This is a genomic window from Prosthecobacter sp. SYSU 5D2 (assembly GCF_039655865.1).
Lineage (GTDB): Bacteria > Verrucomicrobiota > Verrucomicrobiia > Verrucomicrobiales > Verrucomicrobiaceae > Prosthecobacter.
The window spans coordinates 31,105-47,273 of the sequence record NZ_JBBYXL010000015.1; the positions used below are offsets into that span (position 1 = coordinate 31,105).

Here is a 16,169-nt window from a genome sequence, read left to right on the forward strand (position 1 = left end):
CATGGAACCCCATCATCGCAAACCCGAGACCACGCAGATCCCCAGGTTCAGTGATGAGCTGCCTGCCATCCAATCCTGGAAGGAGGTGCCCTCCTTCGATACTGGGGAAGAAGAGGCCCGCTTCTGGGAGGCCCACCAGGTGGACCCCCGCCTGATGCAGATGTCCATCCACCGGTCGGACGTCCGTGAATCCACCACCATCACCCTGCGTTTTGACCCGCGCATGCTCAGCCGCATCAAGCGCATCGCCCGCCGCCGCTACCTGAATTATCAAAGCATGATCAAGCAGTGGCTCAGTGAGCGCATGGAGCAGGAAATGCGGGATTGAGCACCGTTGACCCTTAGCAGTTGAGTGTGGGAGGAGATGGACTAAATGCCACCATGACCTCCTCGCTTCGCGCACTTGTCTCCTGGTTCATCACCCGGCGCTGGCTGTGCTGGCTGGGGGTCGTCATTTGGGGCGCAGTGCTCTTCAGCCTCTCCTCCCAGAGCACGCTGCCACCCGGCCCCAAAATTCCTCACCAGGACAAGGTCGTACATTTTCTTTATTTCAGCAGCGGTGCTTTTTGCTTCACCCTCGCCCTCTACGCCAGGCAGACACCCTTGAGCGCCGGCTGGCTGTGGACCGTCACCGGCATGGCCTTTGGACTCATCATCGGGGCACTGGATGAATATCACCAGACTTTCACCCCGGGCCGCAGCGGCAACGATCCAGGCGATTTGCTGGCAGACCTCACCGGTGCGGGCATGGGCGGATGGGCTGCATGGATGATTCTCGCCTGGATCAGGCGGAAGCACGGGCCGAAAGCTGCGTGAACCGGGCCGAGGCGATCACCAGCGGCGTCCAGAAGAGCAGCGGTTCAAAACGGGCCACCGTGATGAGCGCCCACACGCTGTCCCCGTCAAAAAGCAGGCCTGAAAACCCAAAGCCAGCCAGCATGATCCAGACGGGTTCACCATTCTGGGCCAGGAACCAGGCGCGTTTCATCCCCCATAAAACCAGCCCCAACAGCCCCAGCACCCCTGGCAGGCCGCTGTGCACAAACGTATCCCAAAACACTCCGTGCAGATGCTCCGGATACCAGTGCAGCGAGCAGGACCAGCAGTCATCATCCGCCCACATCCCCTTCCCCACCAGCCAGTCCTGCCATGTTGTCATGCTGCCCACGGCGGCATGGTAAATCAAAAACCGTCCGTTGTCTGACCGCGTCAGCGCCGTCTGCATCGGATTGGATGAAACCACCGCGTCGCCGAATTTCTCCACCGCCACGGACGCGTTCGGAATGCCCAGCCGCTTGGAGGCATCCTTCGCCGCCAGATGCGAGATCAGCGGCGCAGACACCTGAAACAAAAGCAGGCAGCCAAACATCAGTGACACCGGTTTCCAGGACCGCCTCCAGCCCACTGCCACCAGCAGCGTGAGATGTCCGCAGACCAGGGCCAGCAGCGCCCCGCGGCTCAGCGTCAAAAGCGTGGCGATATACAATGGGAACAATGCCAGCATCCACCGTCGGCGGTTGGACTTGCCAGCCGCTGCATTCCAGCCTGCTGCCGCCCAGCACGCCGCGAAGCCAAAGGTCAGGCCCGAATTCACCGAATTCCATCCCCCATAGACAAACCAGTTGCGCAGCCGGGCACCAAAGACCCCCTCCGGATGAACCGTGTAAAACACCATCAGGCTCACACACGCGGCCACCGTCGCCATCGCCACCAGCGGTTTTCCCACAGATGAGACCACCTGGGGCCGCAACGCCGCCTGCCAGAGCGTGAGCAGAAAACCCATCAGCAGCAGACTGTTGCCCCAGCCCTGCCACAGGCCAGAAAGAGTCGCCCCTGGTGAATCCATGATGGAACTGCGCACCAGCATCAGCGCCCACAGCCCCGCCACCGCCTGCATCCATCGGTCACTTTTCAGCGCCCCTGCCAGGTCTGCATGCCCCCCGGCAATCATCCATAGAACCGCCAGCACCAGGCCCCAGCCCAGTTGCAGCCATTGATTGTGCAGCACATAATAACCGCCCAAAAATCCCGCCATATTGGCCAGCAACAAGGACTGCTTCAGCGGAAAGGCCCCTTCATCCACGAGTGCGGAAGGCGAATCAGTCAACCGCCAGGTCGTAGCACCGACGGCGGAGGATGGCGGACGTTGAGGCATCAAAAAATCGAGCACCACCCTACCCCTGTTTTTGTATTCGCCAAGGCCTTCCTGCAATCCCGTCTCTGCAGACTTGCTACATTCTCACCCTGCTGCTTTAAATTCATCCAGTCAGGAAAAGTGCTTTACCAAAAGGCTTTTATGCTCAAACTGTTCGCCAGAACATCTAATTTACCTCCTTATCATGGCCAAATCTCCTGCAAAAGAATCCTCCGCCGAACCGACCAACAAGGTTGCCGAAGCACGCGCCCGCAATCTCGACATCGCCCTCCAGCAAATCCACAAGGACTTTGGTGAAGGCTCCATCCTGCGCATGGCTGGCAATGAAAAAGTGGATGTCGCCGTCATCCCCACCGGCAACATCCTCATTGACCAGGCACTCGGCGTCGGCGGCTTCGCCCGCGGCCGTGTCGTGGAGGTCTATGGCCCGGAATCCTCCGGTAAAACCACCCTGACCCTCACCGTCATCGCCCAGGCCCAAAAGGCAGGCGGCATCGCCGCTTTCATTGATGTGGAGCACGCCTTGGACCCTAACTACGCACGCCGTCTAGGCGTCAAGATGGATGAGCTGCTCGTCTCCCAGCCCAGTTCCGGTGAGGAAGCTCTGCGCATTTGTGAAACCCTCGTCCGCTCCAACGCGCTCGATGTCATCGTCATTGACTCCGTCGCCGCCCTCGTCACCCGCCAGGAGCTGGAAGGTGACATTGGAGACTCCACCGTCGGTGCACAGGCCCGCCTCATGAGCGCCGCCCTGCGCAAGCTCACCGCCATCATCTCCAAGGCCCGCACCTGCTGCATCTTCACCAACCAGATCCGTGAAAAGATCGGCGTGATGTTTGGCAACCCGGAGACCACCCCTGGCGGAAAGGCCCTGAAATTCTACGCCAGCGTCCGTGTGGACATCCGCCGCATCGGGGCCATCAAAAGCAGCGACGGTACCGTCACCGGCAACCGGACCAAGTGCAAGATCGTCAAAAACAAGCTCGCCCCTCCTTACACCGAAGCTGAGTTCGACATCATGTACAACGAGGGCATCTCCAACGTCGGGTCCATGCTGGACCTGGCCATGGAGCATGACATCCTGCAGAAACGCGGCTCCTGGATCAGCTACAAAGGCAGCCAGCTCGCCCAGGGCCGCGATGCCGCCAAAGAAGCCCTCAAGGCGGACACCAAGCTCTACGAAGAGATCGAGCTCGCTGTGAAGACCAAGCTCGCCGAGAAAAATGGCACCGCCGCTCCGGTGCCTTCCGCTTCCCCTGCCCTGGCGGACGAATAACCCTTGCTCCCCTGCTACGGGGCCCAGCCGCCTCTTCGGGCGGTGCGGGCCTCCTCCTCCAGCAGCCGTAATTCTCCCTCATACCGGTCAGCAGACCGGCCGTCCGGCAGCGTCGTCCCGGTGGTGTGGATGCGCGCCAATCCTTCCCGCACCAGTTTGGCGGAGAGATCCTCACCGTCAGGAAAGACGATAAAGGCATAGTGCCGTCCGCTGTCGAAAACGCCCTGCCACTTCGTGTAAACCGTGAAGGGGCGCTGGGTCAGCCACTGGTGGGCAAAAGCATGCGCCTGCTGCCCCACGGCCAGTGTTCGGGGCTCACTGAGACCGCCAAAATACCGGCCCTGCTCCTTCAGACGTTCCTCATTGTAGGCATTCCGCTGCTTCTCAGGGCAGTCGGCAAAGTACAGCCTCAGCACATGCACCTTGCCTTGATGCTCCACCCGGAAGCTGTCGCCATCATTGTTGTGGTCATCCACCACCCGGGCACCATACATCACCTCAAAGACCTTCGTTGCCTTGCCCGTACGCGGCTCGGGCAGCGGCAGATTTTTTTGCACCTCCCGCAAGCCCTGCACGCCTGCGGCCACCAGCAGGAAAAAAGCCAGCCAGGACCAGGCCTTGAAACGTGGACGGCGGCGGCGGCGACGGCTCATGCGGCGGCGGTTGGACGGGACCCGTTGAATACACAGCGCCTCTTATTTACGGCCTAACAGACGGCGCACCTGGTCCTCCGTATAAGCAGGCGTCCGCTCATTATCCTCCAGCCGGATGAACTGCGGCCGGTCGTTCTTGATCTGGCTGCGCAGGGCATCCCGTTGAGCCCCCGTTTTGAAAACTGTATCCGCGCCGTCATAACTCTGGCTGCCTTCGCTGGCTGTCTGACTGCCAAAGCCGCTGGCTTTAGTCTCAAAGGTTCCTGTCATCCCGTCGGGGGATTTTTCCGCCTCACCAAAGCTCTGGCCGGCCAGGCTGCTCTTGTTGCCGGCACCGGTGAAAGTGCTGGTCTGAAAATCCTTCCTGGTCGCAAAGCTTTTGGTCCCTGCATACTCATTGGACTTGTAACTCTTCTTTCCCAACCAGCCGGAGGTGGTCTTGCCCTTGTCAAAGCTGGATCTCATCCCTTTGTCGAAAACGCTCCGGTCATTCATATCGCCCATCCGTTTGCGGGAAGCCGCGATCCGGTCCGACATTTTCTGAGACATCACGGGAGGCGCCTTCGACTGCTCCTTGGAGGAACAGGCTCCCAGCAGAAGCGGCAGAAGCAAAAGAATACGGGGTGAAATCATGGACGGCTGGCGGGGGGTGGAAGACCCTGCGCACGACGGCTGAGAAAGAGCGTCTCCTTCAGCACCCCGGCGGGCAGGTGAAACTTGGGCAGTTCCGCCTCCATAGATGCCAGCTTACCCCAGGCCTGGTAAAGCTCAAAAATCAAACTGGCCGAATCATTCACCAGCGCCCAGCTGTTTTGCATCAGATAGATCTCCGCTTTCTCATAGTCCTGATGGCGTATGAGAAAGCGTATCCAGCCCGCGCACAGGTCCGGCTGCAGGCTTTGGGTGGATTCCAGCTTCTCCAGCGCCTGCTGGTAAAGCTCCCGTGCCAGACCGGGTTCTCCTACGTCTTCAAAAGCCTGCGCCCACTCCATCGGCTGCACGCCGCCGGGCACACTGCGGCGGATGACCTCCGCGAAATACTCCTGCACAATGACGCGCTCCCCCAGGGCATGGGCCACGCGCACCATCATCGGCAGTTTGCGACCATCCAGCCGCAGTGTTGGCAGCTCTTGCAGCATCAGGCAGGCATCCCAGGCCCAACGGGCACGTCCGGCCCGCAGCAGCATCTCAGCCCCCAGCTCCAGACAAATCCGGTCCCCTTCCCTGGCAGCGGCCCAGCCCAGGGCGATGTCATCTCCAGCCTTTTCCGGCAGCCCCTTCGCCAATGCACAGAGGGCCAGGGCGGCCAGCGGCCTGTCCAGCCCGGCCCGCGTCTCCGCACGTAAAAAGGCAGCCCAGGCGGCATGATTCGCCCTCCCTGCCTGCTCCGTCATCCATTCCACAAACGGCTTTAGCACGTCCCGGTCGCGATTGCGTACGCGAAAAAGTGAAGCCAGCTGGGACCGCCCCCTCTCTGGGGTCCAGGACGGCTCCTGCACCATCAGTTTCAACAGTTCCAGCCTCAGAGAAAAGCGGTCCGCATCTGTCTGCACGCTGCGCTCTCCCTGCGTCAGCAGGTTCAGTGCATCGGTAGCCCGGTCATGCTTGCGCAGCAGCCCGGCCAGGTGGGCCATGGCATCCAGTGACTTTCTTTCCACGGCCACGGCCATCAGCTCACGGAATTCCTCCCACCCGCCTGCAGCCGCGACGATCTCCGCCCGCAATTTCAGAACTTCCCGGCCAGCCGCGCCGGAGGCCTCCGTCAATGCCACTGCCCGCAGGGATTGCAGGGCCTCTTCATTGCGGCCCATCTCCTGCAGAAGCCTGCCCCGGTGCAGGCAGGTCTCCGCATCTGGCAGGATGCCTGTTTCCGCATGGCTGGTATAGGCCAGATAAAGACGGTCCCAGGTCTCCAGCGCTTCCTTCTTCCGGTCCATCCGCTCATACAGCAGTGCCAGCTCCCGTAGATACGGCACGACGGGCGGGATCCGCCCCTGCAGGGCACGCCAGGAGGCGGGCAGGGCGGCCCCCCTTCGCGTCAGCTCCGCCAGGTCATAATCCTGCGCCAGGAAATAAGCATGTTTTTCATGCAGCACCTCATCTCCCGGCAGCGGCGGTTTCATCGGTGGCTCGGCCAGCAGCAGTTGCAGGGTGAATTTCAACCCCATCTGGGTTTCCCGGGCGGTCTCGCTGGCCCGGATCAGCCACTGCGCATACTCCGGATTTGCTGGTGCGCGCTCAGGCAGCAGGCGGTACACATCAATCGCCTCCCGCGCCATCCCCTGGGATTCCAGCCGCCCCCCCAGCTCGCTGAGCGTCTCCACGGAGACCTCCAGGCTCATGTCCACACTGGCCAGGTAATCCCGGATCAGGCGCAGGCGTGTGGGATAGTTCACCTGCCGCAACTGGCGGGTCAGATGGCCCAGACGCCATTCTGTAAATTCCTGGCCGCTGCGGGAGCTCAGCCCCACGGCCCCCCACTTGGCGGTCAGCCCCTCGTTGGCCTGGTGCACCACCCCGGACAGCCCCTGCTGCACAAAGCTGGCCTGGATCTCCCGTGTCTCCTCCCACAGCCCGCGCAGGTGCAGAGCCTCCTCGTGCCGGGTGGATCCCTGGGGCATCAGCAGGCCCGGCGGTTCTCCCATGCGCCGTGCGCCGAGGAAGTCTCCGGCGATGAATGAGCGTAACTCCTCAGCAGCGGTATCCTGGGCACCGGCCAGCCCGGCCACGGCCGATTTTCTCAGCCGCGTCAGTGCGGAATCCGGGGTGCTTTGCAGCCGCTTCCACGCTGCCCGCAAGGTTTCCTCCCGCTCCTGCTCCGATGTGGCCAGCCGGTTGGCCGTGCTCAGGCTGTAGAGATAAGGATCATAGGTGCCCCGGTAAGCCCCCGGCCTGACCGGACCCCGCACCACCTGGCCCAGATACTGCCGCGCCAGATCCCAGCGCTCCGCCGATTCTGCGATCCGGGAAAGGAAAAAGGCATAGTCATCTGCCATCCCAGGCGAATTCCGCCGCAGGCTTTCACCCAGCTCCAGCGCCTCAGGATACCGCTGCTGATCCTGCAAATCACGGGTGATTCCCAAAATCGCCGTGTTCGGAAGCAGCCGGGACTCGCCAAGCTGCGTCAGCTCTCCTTTGGCGAAGCGGAAGGTGTCCAAATCCGCCAGCATGGCCACCACTGCCTGCAGGATCTGTTTGCGCTCCTCTAAAATTCCGTTCTCCAGCCCCGCCTGCCGGGTCCAGGCCATGGCTTCAGACAGGCCGTGGGAGCGCACCATCAGCCAAAGGAGTGAAAAGCGTGTCTCCAGCGTCGGCGTCTCCTTGAGTGTCTGCCTCAACAGCCGGCGGAACTCCGCCCCCGCCCCGGCATAATAAAGCGCCCACAGCCGCTCCACCGCCGGCTTCTCCGCGCCGCTCCAGTCTGCCAGCCACTGCTGCTGCGCAGCCTCATCCTGCTGCACCACCAGCCGGGCCAGCTCCTCGATCACGCGCAGCCGTACCAGTTCCACCGGTTCTGGCAATTCGGTAAATTCCGGCCGCTGCAGATTCAAAAAGGCTCTCAAGCGGCTCGTCGCCGCATTGTCCAGCCCGGGGACCGTATCCAGCAGACCGGTAATCTCCGTCACCGGCCCAGGAGAGCCCGTTTTGCGCAGATCCGTGAGTGGCAGCGGCAGCCGTTCCGTGCCTTTGGCAGGCACCTCATAGGCCTGGTCCTCCGTGCGTTCCAGGATCTCCCGCAAATGAGCTTCTGCCGCCTCATCGTCCGCCAGGCGCAGGCTTTTTAGCGCGATGCGCAATTGTGACCGCGCATCCCAGGGGCGGACACGGGCCACCTGCTCATAGACCCTCCGCTCCGCCTCGTCCTGGCCCGTCGTCCGGTAATGTTCCGCCAGGTTTTCCAGCGCCGCCACATCCTGGGAAAACCGGCTCTCCAGCCGCCGGCGCACCCTGTCCGCCTCAGCGATCTGGAAAGTCTGCTCCAGCAACTCCACCAAGCGCCGGGATTCTGCCGCCAGCTCTGCGGGCGGGGCCGTGGCGGTGATCTGCTTCTGAAAATAAATGGCCGCCTTCAGGTCCGCCACTTTCAGGGCAGCCTCGCGGAGCTGGCCTAACGAAAAGGGTGTTTCCGGCGACGTGTAATATGCCTGCTTCATGGACTGGAAAGCCCGCGCATTGTCCCCGCCTTTCTCAAAGACCAGCGCCAGCGCCTCATGATAAAAACCGTCAAAGGGATGTCGTCGTGTCTGTTCCGTCAGCGCTTTCTCGATCAGCTTCAACCGCTCCTGGGTGATCTCCTCCGGCAGCTCGCCCCCTTCAGCAGACCACAGCAGCCGGTCCGCAAAACGGCGGAAGGCTTCACGGCGGCGCTTCACATCCGCCTCCCGTTCCACAATGTCCATCTGCACCTGCACGTACTCCTCCAGCTTTTTCATCCTCAGTAGCAGGTCCGCATAACGCTCCAGCAGAGGTACCGCCGCACTGCCCGTGACTTTTTTCACTGCCTCCTTCCAGAGCCTGAGCGCATCCTCCGTCCGGCGCTGAAGCGTGTAAGCCTGGGTAAGGGCTGACAGAAGCTGGTCAGATTCCGGCATCTGCCGGTAAGCCTGTTCCAACAATCGCGTGGCCTCCACCACTGGCAGCGGGGAGGGAGCCTCACGCATCCAGCGCGGATTTTGTACTGAGCTCACTGCCGACTGCTCGGATTCCATCATCAGTTCGCTCAGGCGCAGGGTATAGCGGATCCGGTTGCCCGGGTCCCGCTGCATCAGCCTGCGCAGCACCCGCATGGCCAGGCCCTGGTTTTTATCCGTCATGGCCAGGTCCAGCAGCAGCTTTTCCGCCTCCAGCGGCAGCTCGCGCATCTGGCCCGTAGCCGGGTCCGTCTGCAGATGATTTAACAGCTCATACGCCTCCGGCAGCAGCTCTGTGCGCAGTGCCCACCAGGCTGCCCGCTGGATCGCGTTCACATTGCCCGCCAGTTCCGGTTTCAATTGGAGCCGGCCGATTTTCTCCATTGCCTTCCTGCCCATGCCGGGTGCTGGGGCGTCCTGACTTTCGGGATTCGACAACGGCAGTCCGAAAAAGGATTTCGCCTGTTTGATCACCGCCTCCGGCAGTGGACTGGCGTCCTTATCAACAGTCTGCCCGCTGGCAAACCCCTTTCCGGTGAAAGCATCCGGCAGCTTAAAATCACCCGCCGTGCCGCTGCTGGTCCGCACCTCCGACCTCTGCTCGCCCATGAGGACGGAGAACAGCCGTTCATCCGCATCCAGCCGGTCTTCATCCGTGGTGCTGGCCTGCCAGGCTTTCTCGAGCAGCGTGGCGGCTTCTTCCGTGTCCCCATGCTCGGCCAGCAGATCCGCCAGCCGCATCCATTCCTCTCTCCCGGCAGCGGGTTTCCCTGCGGCCTCACGGGCCAGTACGATGGCACTGTCCAGATCACTGCCGCTGGCCAGGAACGCCGCTGCATCATTGAGACGCCGCTGCTTTTCCCCCTCTGTGGCCGCCTGCGCGGTGAACTGCTGCAGCAGTTTCTCTGCCCGGGGCGCAGCACTTCGCGCCCGGTAGAATCCCGCCAGCTCAAAAACGGCCTCTGTTTTGCCGGGCTCCCGTTCCACGCGCCGGGTCAGAATCATTTCAATCACCGCATCCAGCGCCCGCGTCTGGGCAAAGTTCAGCGCCTGTTTTTCTACCTCCAGGCTCTGGCCCTGGGCTGTCAGGAGCTTTTTCAGGCGCGCGGCCGCCTCCTCCGGACGGCCCTGCCGCAGATCCGCCTCGCATCGCAAAAACACTATCGCCGGCAGGTCACTTCCATCCCCCTTCATGCGCTCGTCCAGCAGTTTGGCCGCCTCTTCCGCCCCGTCATGATCCAGCAGCGCCCTGACCAGCTCCCAGCGGTAGTCATCCGTTTGCGGCACTTCTTGCACCAGCCTGCGCAGGGCGCTCAAATGCTCATCCAGATCCACCGTGATCTCATTGAAGCGGCCCCAGTCCCGCCAGGCTTGCTCATTGAACGGCCCGTCAACCGCCGCACTCAGTTGCTCCCGCAACTCATCCAGATTTCCGAACCTCTCATTCAGCCTTACCCGGCGGAGAAAGAAATCTGCATAGCGGCCATCCCGGAAGTCGAGCAGCGCCAGACCCTTCAATAACGCATTTTCCGCTTTGGCAAATTCATCCGCATGCTCCTGGATGCGCGCCAGATCATACAACGCGTCCAAACGTTTTTGCGGATCGCTCTGCTCAGCCAGCGCACTGTAAAAAGCGGCCGCGCGAGCCGGAAAACCGGCGCGCAGCAGCAGGTCGGCCACCTGCCGGGACATCTCCATGTCACCCGGCCGCAGACGGGCCGCAGCCTCCCAGGCCGCCACCGCTGCCTCTCCATTGTCCGTAGCATGAGCCAGTGTGCCCAGCTCTATACAGGCCTGCGGTTTGGCGGGGTCCGCATCTTGCAGGCCATCCACCCAGCGCCTGATCAGCGTGTAGGCCAGGGCGGGATCTGCCAGTTCACGTGCCACATCGGCACGGCTGCGTAAGGCAAGGGTATTTTTCGGCTCCGTTTTCAGCACCTCATCATATAAATCTGCCGCCTTTGCCAGATCCCCGGCACGGCGGTAAAGATGCCCCTGCACCAGCAGCACGGTGGGATGCCGGGTGGCTGCGGCCTGGGCGGAGATGTTTTCCAGCAGCAGCGGGGTGGACCCATGCTTCTCATATAAACCCCACAGCAGGTCCACCACCCGGCCATAGTCCGGCTGGCTGACCAGCAAGGAAAGGTATTCATTGGCCAGGCGGGTTTCCCTTTCTGTCCAGGACTTCGGCGGCTCCTGGGCTGTCAGAGAAGCCATCAGGCATGCCGTGAGTACCACCGCCAACGAAAGGCGCTGCTTGGGAGCGAAAGATCTCAACGGGTGGTGCATTAGCGTATGGAGATACGAGCATACCACGCTCCAAGTTCGGGCAGAAGGTAAAAGCAGAATGCTCGGGCTGGCTACCTCTTCCATCAATCTTAATTCCTCTGCAAATTCTCATTATCGAGAATTGAAAACACTAGTGAATCTCATTTTTATGAAAAAGCCGTTGCGTTAAAGTTTGGTTTTCCATAAATTCATCTTATCACCCCGGCACCTCATGAAATCTGCGTCCTTCACCCAAGCTCCTTCGGCTGGCTTTAGCTTGATCGAAATGGTCATGACCATCGCGATCCTTGGCGTCATGATCAGCATTGCCCTGCCATGGTATGGGAAGAGCGGAGACGAGGCGCGCCAAGCCCGGGATCAGCGGAACGCTCAAAACATCTGCTCCCTGTGCCAGGCGGTGGAAGCTGCCGGACTGGAGCTGGTGGCTGACCATACCTCCACGCTGGACATTGCCCGCCAGATCGCAGAAGGCATCACCATTGAAAAAGGGGTGTTTAAAGGCCGCACCTTCCGCATCCCCAACCTAGGCCAGGAAGAGCTCGAAGGGGCCGCACGCTTCCTCAACATCCATGACGGCCAAGTGCGCTACGACATGGACGCAGCCCAACATGGACTGACCCCGCAGAGCAGCCAGAGCTAAAGCCGGTGCGCCGGGTGAACGAGACCCTTTGACCTTTCTGCTCGCGCCTCCAATGTAGCGGTGCCCATGGTGAACCGCGCCTCCCTCTTCCTAGCCCTGCGCTACCTGCGCCCGAAACGCTCCTTCGTTTCGGTCATCACCACTATTTCCATTCTCGGAGTCGCCGTCGGGGTGCTGATGATGGTCGTGGTGCGGGCGGTCATGCTGGGGTTTGAAGTGGATTTTCGCGATACCCTCATGGGGGCCGAGCCACATGTCCTGGTGGCCAAGGACACCGCCGCCCAGAATGCCCCGCCCTGGCAGGAGGCCCTCAAGCTGGCCCGGGCACAACCGGGCGTTGTCTCCGCTGCACCCTATGCAGGCGGCATCCTTTACCTGGCCCGAGAGGACTATCAGACCGCCGCGCCTGCTCTGGGCCTGTCCCAGACCGAAGGGGCATCCAACCTGGCCAAGCTGACACCTCACATCCTGGATGGCAGCCTGGACCTGCCGGAGGGCACCGTCGTCATCAGCGATCACCATGCCCACCAGCTCGGCGTGCGGGTGGGGGATGAAATCACCGTTTATGCCTCGCAGAACGTCAACTTGGCCGTCCGGCAGTTCAATGCGGTCAATGAAGAAGACTCCGAAGAGAAAAAGAAAGCCCTGCGCGCACAGATCAAACTGCATCCCCAAGCCCTGCGCATCTCCGGGGTGCTGCGCGGCGAGACCGCCGGTCCTACGGCTTACGTCTCCTTGCAGACCGGCCAGCAGCTCTTCCAGTTAGGCCTGGAGGTGAGCGGCATCGCCATTGAAATTCATGAGCCGCAGCAGGCCAAAGACTTTGCCAGCGGCCTCGGGTCCCGGCTTCCAGGCTACAAGTTCACCCTCTGGACCGATGCAGGGGAATCCCGCCTCGCGGCCATGCAAAACGAACAGACGATGATGCAGTTCGTCCTGTCCATCATCGCTCTGGTGGCAGCCTTTTCTGTGATGAACACCACCATCACTGTCACCACACAGAAGCGCCGGGAGATCGGAGTCCTGGCTGCACTGGGCAGCCAGCCACGGCAGATCGTCAGCGTCTTTCTGTTGCAGGCCGTTGTCGTCGGCGTTGTCGGCACCGGCATCGGTCTGGCAGGCAGCCTGCTGGTGCTCTGGCTGCGCAACGACATTCGCGAGATCATGACTCTGCTCACTGGCGGCCAGGTACATGCGGTGGAAGGTGTCTTCCTTTCCACCATTCCCGCCTACATTCAGCCCTGGGATGTCGCCCTCACCTGCCTCATCTCCATCGCCCTGTGCATCCTCGCTGGCCTCATCCCCGCCTGGTTCGCCGCCCGCATGGACCCCGCTGAAGCCTTGAGAGACTGAACCTTGTCGAAGCTGTAAATTTGACGGGAATATGGATTTATGGGAATATGGACCTATGAAAACGACGCTAGAAATTGACGATGTTCTTTATCGAGAGGCAAAAGCGGTTGCTGCCTTGACAGGGCGCAAGATGAAGGATCTGGTTGCTGATGGATTGCGGCGAGTGATCCGGCCTACAGCCACAACAAATGCGCCAGCTCTCCAAGCAGATGCTGCCGCCAGGCTGGTGGAATGTTTTGCCCTCGCTGACAAGGTCATGAAAAAGGCACCCCGGAACATCAGCGGGCGCGACCTTCTGGCTGAAGATCGCAACCGTCATCTGTCCGAATGAACCCTGTGACCATTGACGCCAGTGTCTGGATCGCTGCCCAGGATACTGCTGATGTTTTCTGTCAGCAGAGCAGGGAGTTTCTGACTGCCTGCCTGACGCAAGGGCTTTCCCTTCACGTCCCTGCCTATGCCAGGGTGGAAGTGGCCTGTGCTCTCGCCAGAAAACTTCGCGACCCGGACCAGGGGCAGGAGCTCACCCGATCTGTCTTTTTAGCCGCCGGAGTTCAGGAGTGGGAGATGAATGCGTGGCTGCTGACGGCATCCTTGACCTTGGGCACCTCCCAGTTTCTGCGAGGGGCCGATGCGCTGTATGCCGGAACCGCTTCGTTATCTGGCAGCACCCTGGTATCTTGGGACAAAGAACACCTGCTCCGTGCCGGGGGCATTTCCCCTGCTGACTGGATGACTGCCAACCGCCAACCCGCCCCATGATTTCCAACGCTCCTTTTTTCCTTGCCCTGCGCTACCTGCGGCCCAAGCGGTCTCTGGTCTCCATCATCTCGCTCATCTCAGTGCTGGGGGTCATGCTGGGGGTGGGGGTGCTGGTGGTGGTGATGTCGGTCTTCAAGGGCTGGCAGGTGGAGTTCAAGGAACTGCTGCTGGGATTTGAACCGCATGTGGTGCTGGTCCAGGATGCGCGCTATACGGGGGAGTTGCCGGAAGGTGTGCCGGAACCGGAGCGCAGCAACTGGCGTGAAGTTCTCAAACAGATGAAGGCGATGCCGGGCGTGCTTTCCGCCACCCCGATGGCGGAGAATACGATCGCCGCCCGCACAGCCGACTCCGATCCAGAAGGGGTGGAGCTCTTCGGCCTTCAGGACAGCCCGGACAATGGTCTCATGCAAAAGCTCTCCAAACACATTGTGGAAGGGAGCTTCGATCTGAAGCAGGACAACATCATCATCACCGATAAACTGGCGAAAAAGCTCGGTGTGAAACTCGGGGATCCTTTGTCCATCCTGGCTTCTGACACCATCCGCCAGATGATCAAGGACCTGCGGACTGCGGAGGAATCCGCCGATCCCCAGGCAGCCCAGGCCGCGAAGGATGAAATCGTGGTGCTGCCGCGTGACCTGACCATCGTGGGCATCCTGCGGGCCGACACGGCCGGGGAGCGGTGTTATGCGCCCTTGTTTGTGGCGCAGGAACTTTTCAATTTGGATGACGACGTCAGTGGTATCGAAGTGGAACTGGCAGATCCCTCGCAGGCGGACGCCTTTGCGGAAGCCCTATACGATGGGGATACGCTGCCCTTGGACTGGAATGTGCGAACCTGGACGATGGAGCATGGTTCCCGCCTGCAGTCGGTGGAGAACCAGCAGTCCCTGATGTACTTCCTGCTGTTCTTCATCATGCTGGTGGCCGCCATCTGTGTGATGAACACGACGATCACGGTGACGGTGCAAAAGCGGCGGGAGATTGGCATCCTCACGGCCCTGGGCAGCCGGGCGCAGCAGATTGTGGCCATCTTCCTGGCCCAGGCCGGCATTGTGGCGCTGGTGGGCATCGTGCTCGGCCTGGCGGGTGGCATGACGGTGCTGCATTTCCGCAATGATTTGCGTGACTTCATCTCCGAGGCGACGGGGCGCGACTTCTTCCCGCAGGACATCTATTTCCTCAGCGAGATCCCCTCCCAGGTGCAGATGGTGGACCTGAGTTTTATCTGCGGACTCGCCATTGTGCTCTGCCTCCTGGCCGCACTCATCCCGGCTTTCTTTGCCGCCCGGGTGGACCCGGCGGTGGCGCTGCGGGATTAGCAAAGTGCGCAACCTGCTGAAATCCTGCCCCATCTCCACCGTTCCCCTTTGTACATGATCCGTCTCCCGCTTTCCGCCTGCACTGCCGCCCTGCTTCTGACCTCCTGTGGAGAAGAACCCAAAGCCACCACGACCACCTCAGCCACAGCTCCCGCCACTGTCGCAAAAGAAGTCCCGGCACCCACACCCACGCCTGCCGCGCCCGCAACAGCTCCGGCACCCGCTGCTGAAACGACTTATTGGACAGCGGAGAAGCTGCACACCGAGATCAAGTATCACAACCACGAATACGCCGGCAATGGCGAGTTCAGCATTGAGGACGGCAAGCCCATCGCCCTGAATCTGCGAGAGGCCAAAGTGACGAACCTGGTGTTCCTGGAGAAGCTCAAGCCCCTGGCCCTGGATCTCAGCGGCACCCCCATCAAGGACATCCGCCCGTTGAAAGGCATGAAGCTCATTGAGCTCTACCTCGAAGACAGCCCGGTCACAGACCTGTCTCCGCTGCGGGGCATGCCGCTGGAAAAGCTGTACCTGAGCCGCACGCCGGTCTCCGACCTCAGCGCGCTGGAAGGTGCGCCGCTGGTGGAGTTCAATGCCGTGGACACGAAGGTCACGGACGTGAGCCCGCTTTCCAAAAGTCCCATTCAGATGCTGTGGCTGACCGGCACACCGGTGGAAAGCATCGCAGGACTGAAGGGCGTGCCGTTGGTGTCGCTGACTCTGCATCGCACCAAGGTGATGGACCTTTCGCCGCTGAGCGGCAGCGCACTGCAGCGCCTGCACATTGGTGAGACACCGGTCACCGACCTTTCACCGCTGGCGGGGATGCGGCTAACGCGCCTGGTGTTTACGCCGGCTACCGTGAAAGCAGGACTGGAGGCGGCCAAAGCGCTACCGTTGAAAGAGATCGGCACCCGCTTTGATGAAACTGGCAGTGACCTGCTGCCGCCGGAAGCCTTCTGGGCGCAACAGGGGCAGTGAGGCGGTGATTGGATCTGCGCAGGCGCGAAGCGTCCTGGAGTGCGGTGCAAGCGCTCAAGCGCATCACCGCTTTTCTTTCCGGGTGAATCATGGCCTAACAGAAT

The 16,169-nt window shown here is 61.3% G+C and carries 13 protein-coding genes; 9 read left to right on the top strand and 4 right to left on the bottom strand.

Going from position 1 to position 16,169, the window contains the following annotated elements; all coding sequences use genetic code 11:
- Position 1: 1 nt before the first annotated feature.
- Positions 2 to 328 (top strand): CopG family antitoxin, encoded by a 327-nt coding sequence (locus tag WJU23_RS21790; RefSeq protein ID WP_346334747.1) that lies wholly within the window; start codon positions 2 to 4, stop codon positions 326 to 328.
- Between the two features lie 53 nt (positions 329 to 381).
- On the top strand, positions 382 to 816 hold the full coding sequence (locus WJU23_RS21795) for a VanZ family protein (RefSeq protein WP_346334748.1): 435 nt from the start codon (positions 382 to 384) through the stop codon (positions 814 to 816).
- Here WJU23_RS21795 and WJU23_RS21800 read toward each other — a convergent pair.
- Positions 785 to 2,155: an O-antigen ligase family protein gene (locus tag WJU23_RS21800; protein ID WP_346334749.1), complete on the bottom strand. Its 1,371-nt coding sequence runs from the start codon at positions 2,153 to 2,155 to the stop codon at positions 785 to 787. The two genes, WJU23_RS21795 and WJU23_RS21800, sit on opposite strands and share 32 nt — an antisense overlap.
- Positions 2,156 to 2,339: 184 nt before the next feature.
- Here WJU23_RS21800 and recA point away from each other — a divergent pair, with 184 nt between their 5' ends.
- On the top strand, positions 2,340 to 3,431 hold the full coding sequence (recA, locus tag WJU23_RS21805) for a recombinase RecA (protein WP_346334750.1): 1,092 nt from the start codon (positions 2,340 to 2,342) through the stop codon (positions 3,429 to 3,431).
- Between the two features lie 14 nt (positions 3,432 to 3,445).
- On the opposite strand, the gene WJU23_RS21810 is transcribed toward recA, so the two are convergent.
- The 3 genes from WJU23_RS21810 to WJU23_RS21820 are packed head-to-tail and all read right to left on the bottom strand — an operon-like array spanning position 3,446 to position 10,932.
- Entirely contained in the window at positions 3,446 to 4,084 is a 639-nt protein-coding gene (locus tag WJU23_RS21810) for a thermonuclease family protein (RefSeq protein ID WP_346334751.1), read from the bottom strand.
- 42 nt (positions 4,085 to 4,126) lie between these two features.
- Positions 4,127 to 4,717, bottom strand: a complete 591-nt coding sequence (locus WJU23_RS21815; protein ID WP_346334752.1) for a hypothetical protein — start codon at positions 4,715 to 4,717, stop codon at positions 4,127 to 4,129.
- Positions 4,714 to 10,932 (bottom strand): hypothetical protein, encoded by a 6,219-nt coding sequence (locus WJU23_RS21820; RefSeq protein WP_346334753.1) that lies wholly within the window; start codon positions 10,930 to 10,932, stop codon positions 4,714 to 4,716. The genes WJU23_RS21815 and WJU23_RS21820 overlap by 4 nt, the downstream gene beginning before the upstream one ends.
- 283 nt (positions 10,933 to 11,215) lie before the next feature.
- Between WJU23_RS21820 and WJU23_RS21825 the strand changes: the two genes are divergently transcribed.
- The 6 genes from WJU23_RS21825 (at position 11,216) to WJU23_RS21850 (ending at position 16,065) form a co-directional block, all read left to right on the top strand.
- A complete protein-coding gene (locus tag WJU23_RS21825; protein ID WP_346334754.1) occupies positions 11,216 to 11,644 on the top strand; it encodes a type II secretion system protein in 429 nt (142 codons plus the stop codon).
- Positions 11,645 to 11,710: 66 nt separating this feature from the next.
- Complete coding sequence (locus tag WJU23_RS21830; RefSeq protein ID WP_346334755.1) at positions 11,711 to 12,997, top strand: ABC transporter permease; 1,287 nt, start codon at positions 11,711 to 11,713, stop codon at positions 12,995 to 12,997.
- A 55-nt stretch (positions 12,998 to 13,052) separates the two neighbouring features.
- Positions 13,053 to 13,328: a hypothetical protein gene (locus WJU23_RS21835; protein WP_346334756.1), complete on the top strand. Its 276-nt coding sequence runs from the start codon at positions 13,053 to 13,055 to the stop codon at positions 13,326 to 13,328.
- On the top strand, positions 13,325 to 13,759 hold the full coding sequence (locus tag WJU23_RS21840; RefSeq protein ID WP_346334757.1) for a PIN domain-containing protein: 435 nt from the start codon (positions 13,325 to 13,327) through the stop codon (positions 13,757 to 13,759). Before WJU23_RS21835 ends, WJU23_RS21840 begins: the two co-directional genes overlap by 4 nt.
- On the top strand, positions 13,756 to 15,084 hold the full coding sequence (locus WJU23_RS21845; RefSeq protein WP_346334758.1) for an ABC transporter permease: 1,329 nt from the start codon (positions 13,756 to 13,758) through the stop codon (positions 15,082 to 15,084). The genes WJU23_RS21840 and WJU23_RS21845 overlap by 4 nt, the downstream gene beginning before the upstream one ends.
- Positions 15,085 to 15,138: 54 nt before the next feature.
- A complete protein-coding gene (locus WJU23_RS21850) occupies positions 15,139 to 16,065 on the top strand; it encodes a hypothetical protein (RefSeq protein WP_346334759.1) in 927 nt (308 codons plus the stop codon).
- The last annotated feature ends 104 nt before the right edge of the window (positions 16,066 to 16,169 follow it).

Bases quoted from the DNA above. Each gene is read 5' to 3' on its own strand.
- WJU23_RS21830 (WP_346334755.1), top strand. From the start codon at position 11,711: ATGGTGAACCGCGCCTCCCTCTTCCTAGCCCTGCGCTACCTGCGCCCG.
- WJU23_RS21795 (WP_346334748.1), top strand. From the start codon at position 382: ATGACCTCCTCGCTTCGCGCACTTGTCTCCTGGTTCATCACCCGGCGC.
- WJU23_RS21800 (WP_346334749.1), bottom strand. From the start codon at position 2,155: ATGCCTCAACGTCCGCCATCCTCCGCCGTCGGTGCTACGACCTGGCGG.
- WJU23_RS21790 (WP_346334747.1), top strand. From the start codon at position 2: ATGGAACCCCATCATCGCAAACCCGAGACCACGCAGATCCCCAGGTTC.
- WJU23_RS21810 (WP_346334751.1), bottom strand. From the start codon at position 4,084: ATGAGCCGTCGCCGCCGCCGCCGTCCACGTTTCAAGGCCTGGTCCTGG.
- WJU23_RS21825 (WP_346334754.1), top strand. From the start codon at position 11,216: ATGAAATCTGCGTCCTTCACCCAAGCTCCTTCGGCTGGCTTTAGCTTG.
- recA (WP_346334750.1), top strand. From the start codon at position 2,340: ATGGCCAAATCTCCTGCAAAAGAATCCTCCGCCGAACCGACCAACAAG.
- WJU23_RS21835 (WP_346334756.1), top strand. From the start codon at position 13,053: ATGAAAACGACGCTAGAAATTGACGATGTTCTTTATCGAGAGGCAAAA.
- WJU23_RS21850 (WP_346334759.1), top strand. From the start codon at position 15,139: ATGATCCGTCTCCCGCTTTCCGCCTGCACTGCCGCCCTGCTTCTGACC.
- WJU23_RS21840 (WP_346334757.1), top strand. From the start codon at position 13,325: ATGAACCCTGTGACCATTGACGCCAGTGTCTGGATCGCTGCCCAGGAT.
- WJU23_RS21845 (WP_346334758.1), top strand. From the start codon at position 13,756: ATGATTTCCAACGCTCCTTTTTTCCTTGCCCTGCGCTACCTGCGGCCC.
- WJU23_RS21820 (WP_346334753.1), bottom strand. From the start codon at position 10,932: ATGGCTTCTCTGACAGCCCAGGAGCCGCCGAAGTCCTGGACAGAAAGG.
- WJU23_RS21815 (WP_346334752.1), bottom strand. From the start codon at position 4,717: ATGATTTCACCCCGTATTCTTTTGCTTCTGCCGCTTCTGCTGGGAGCC.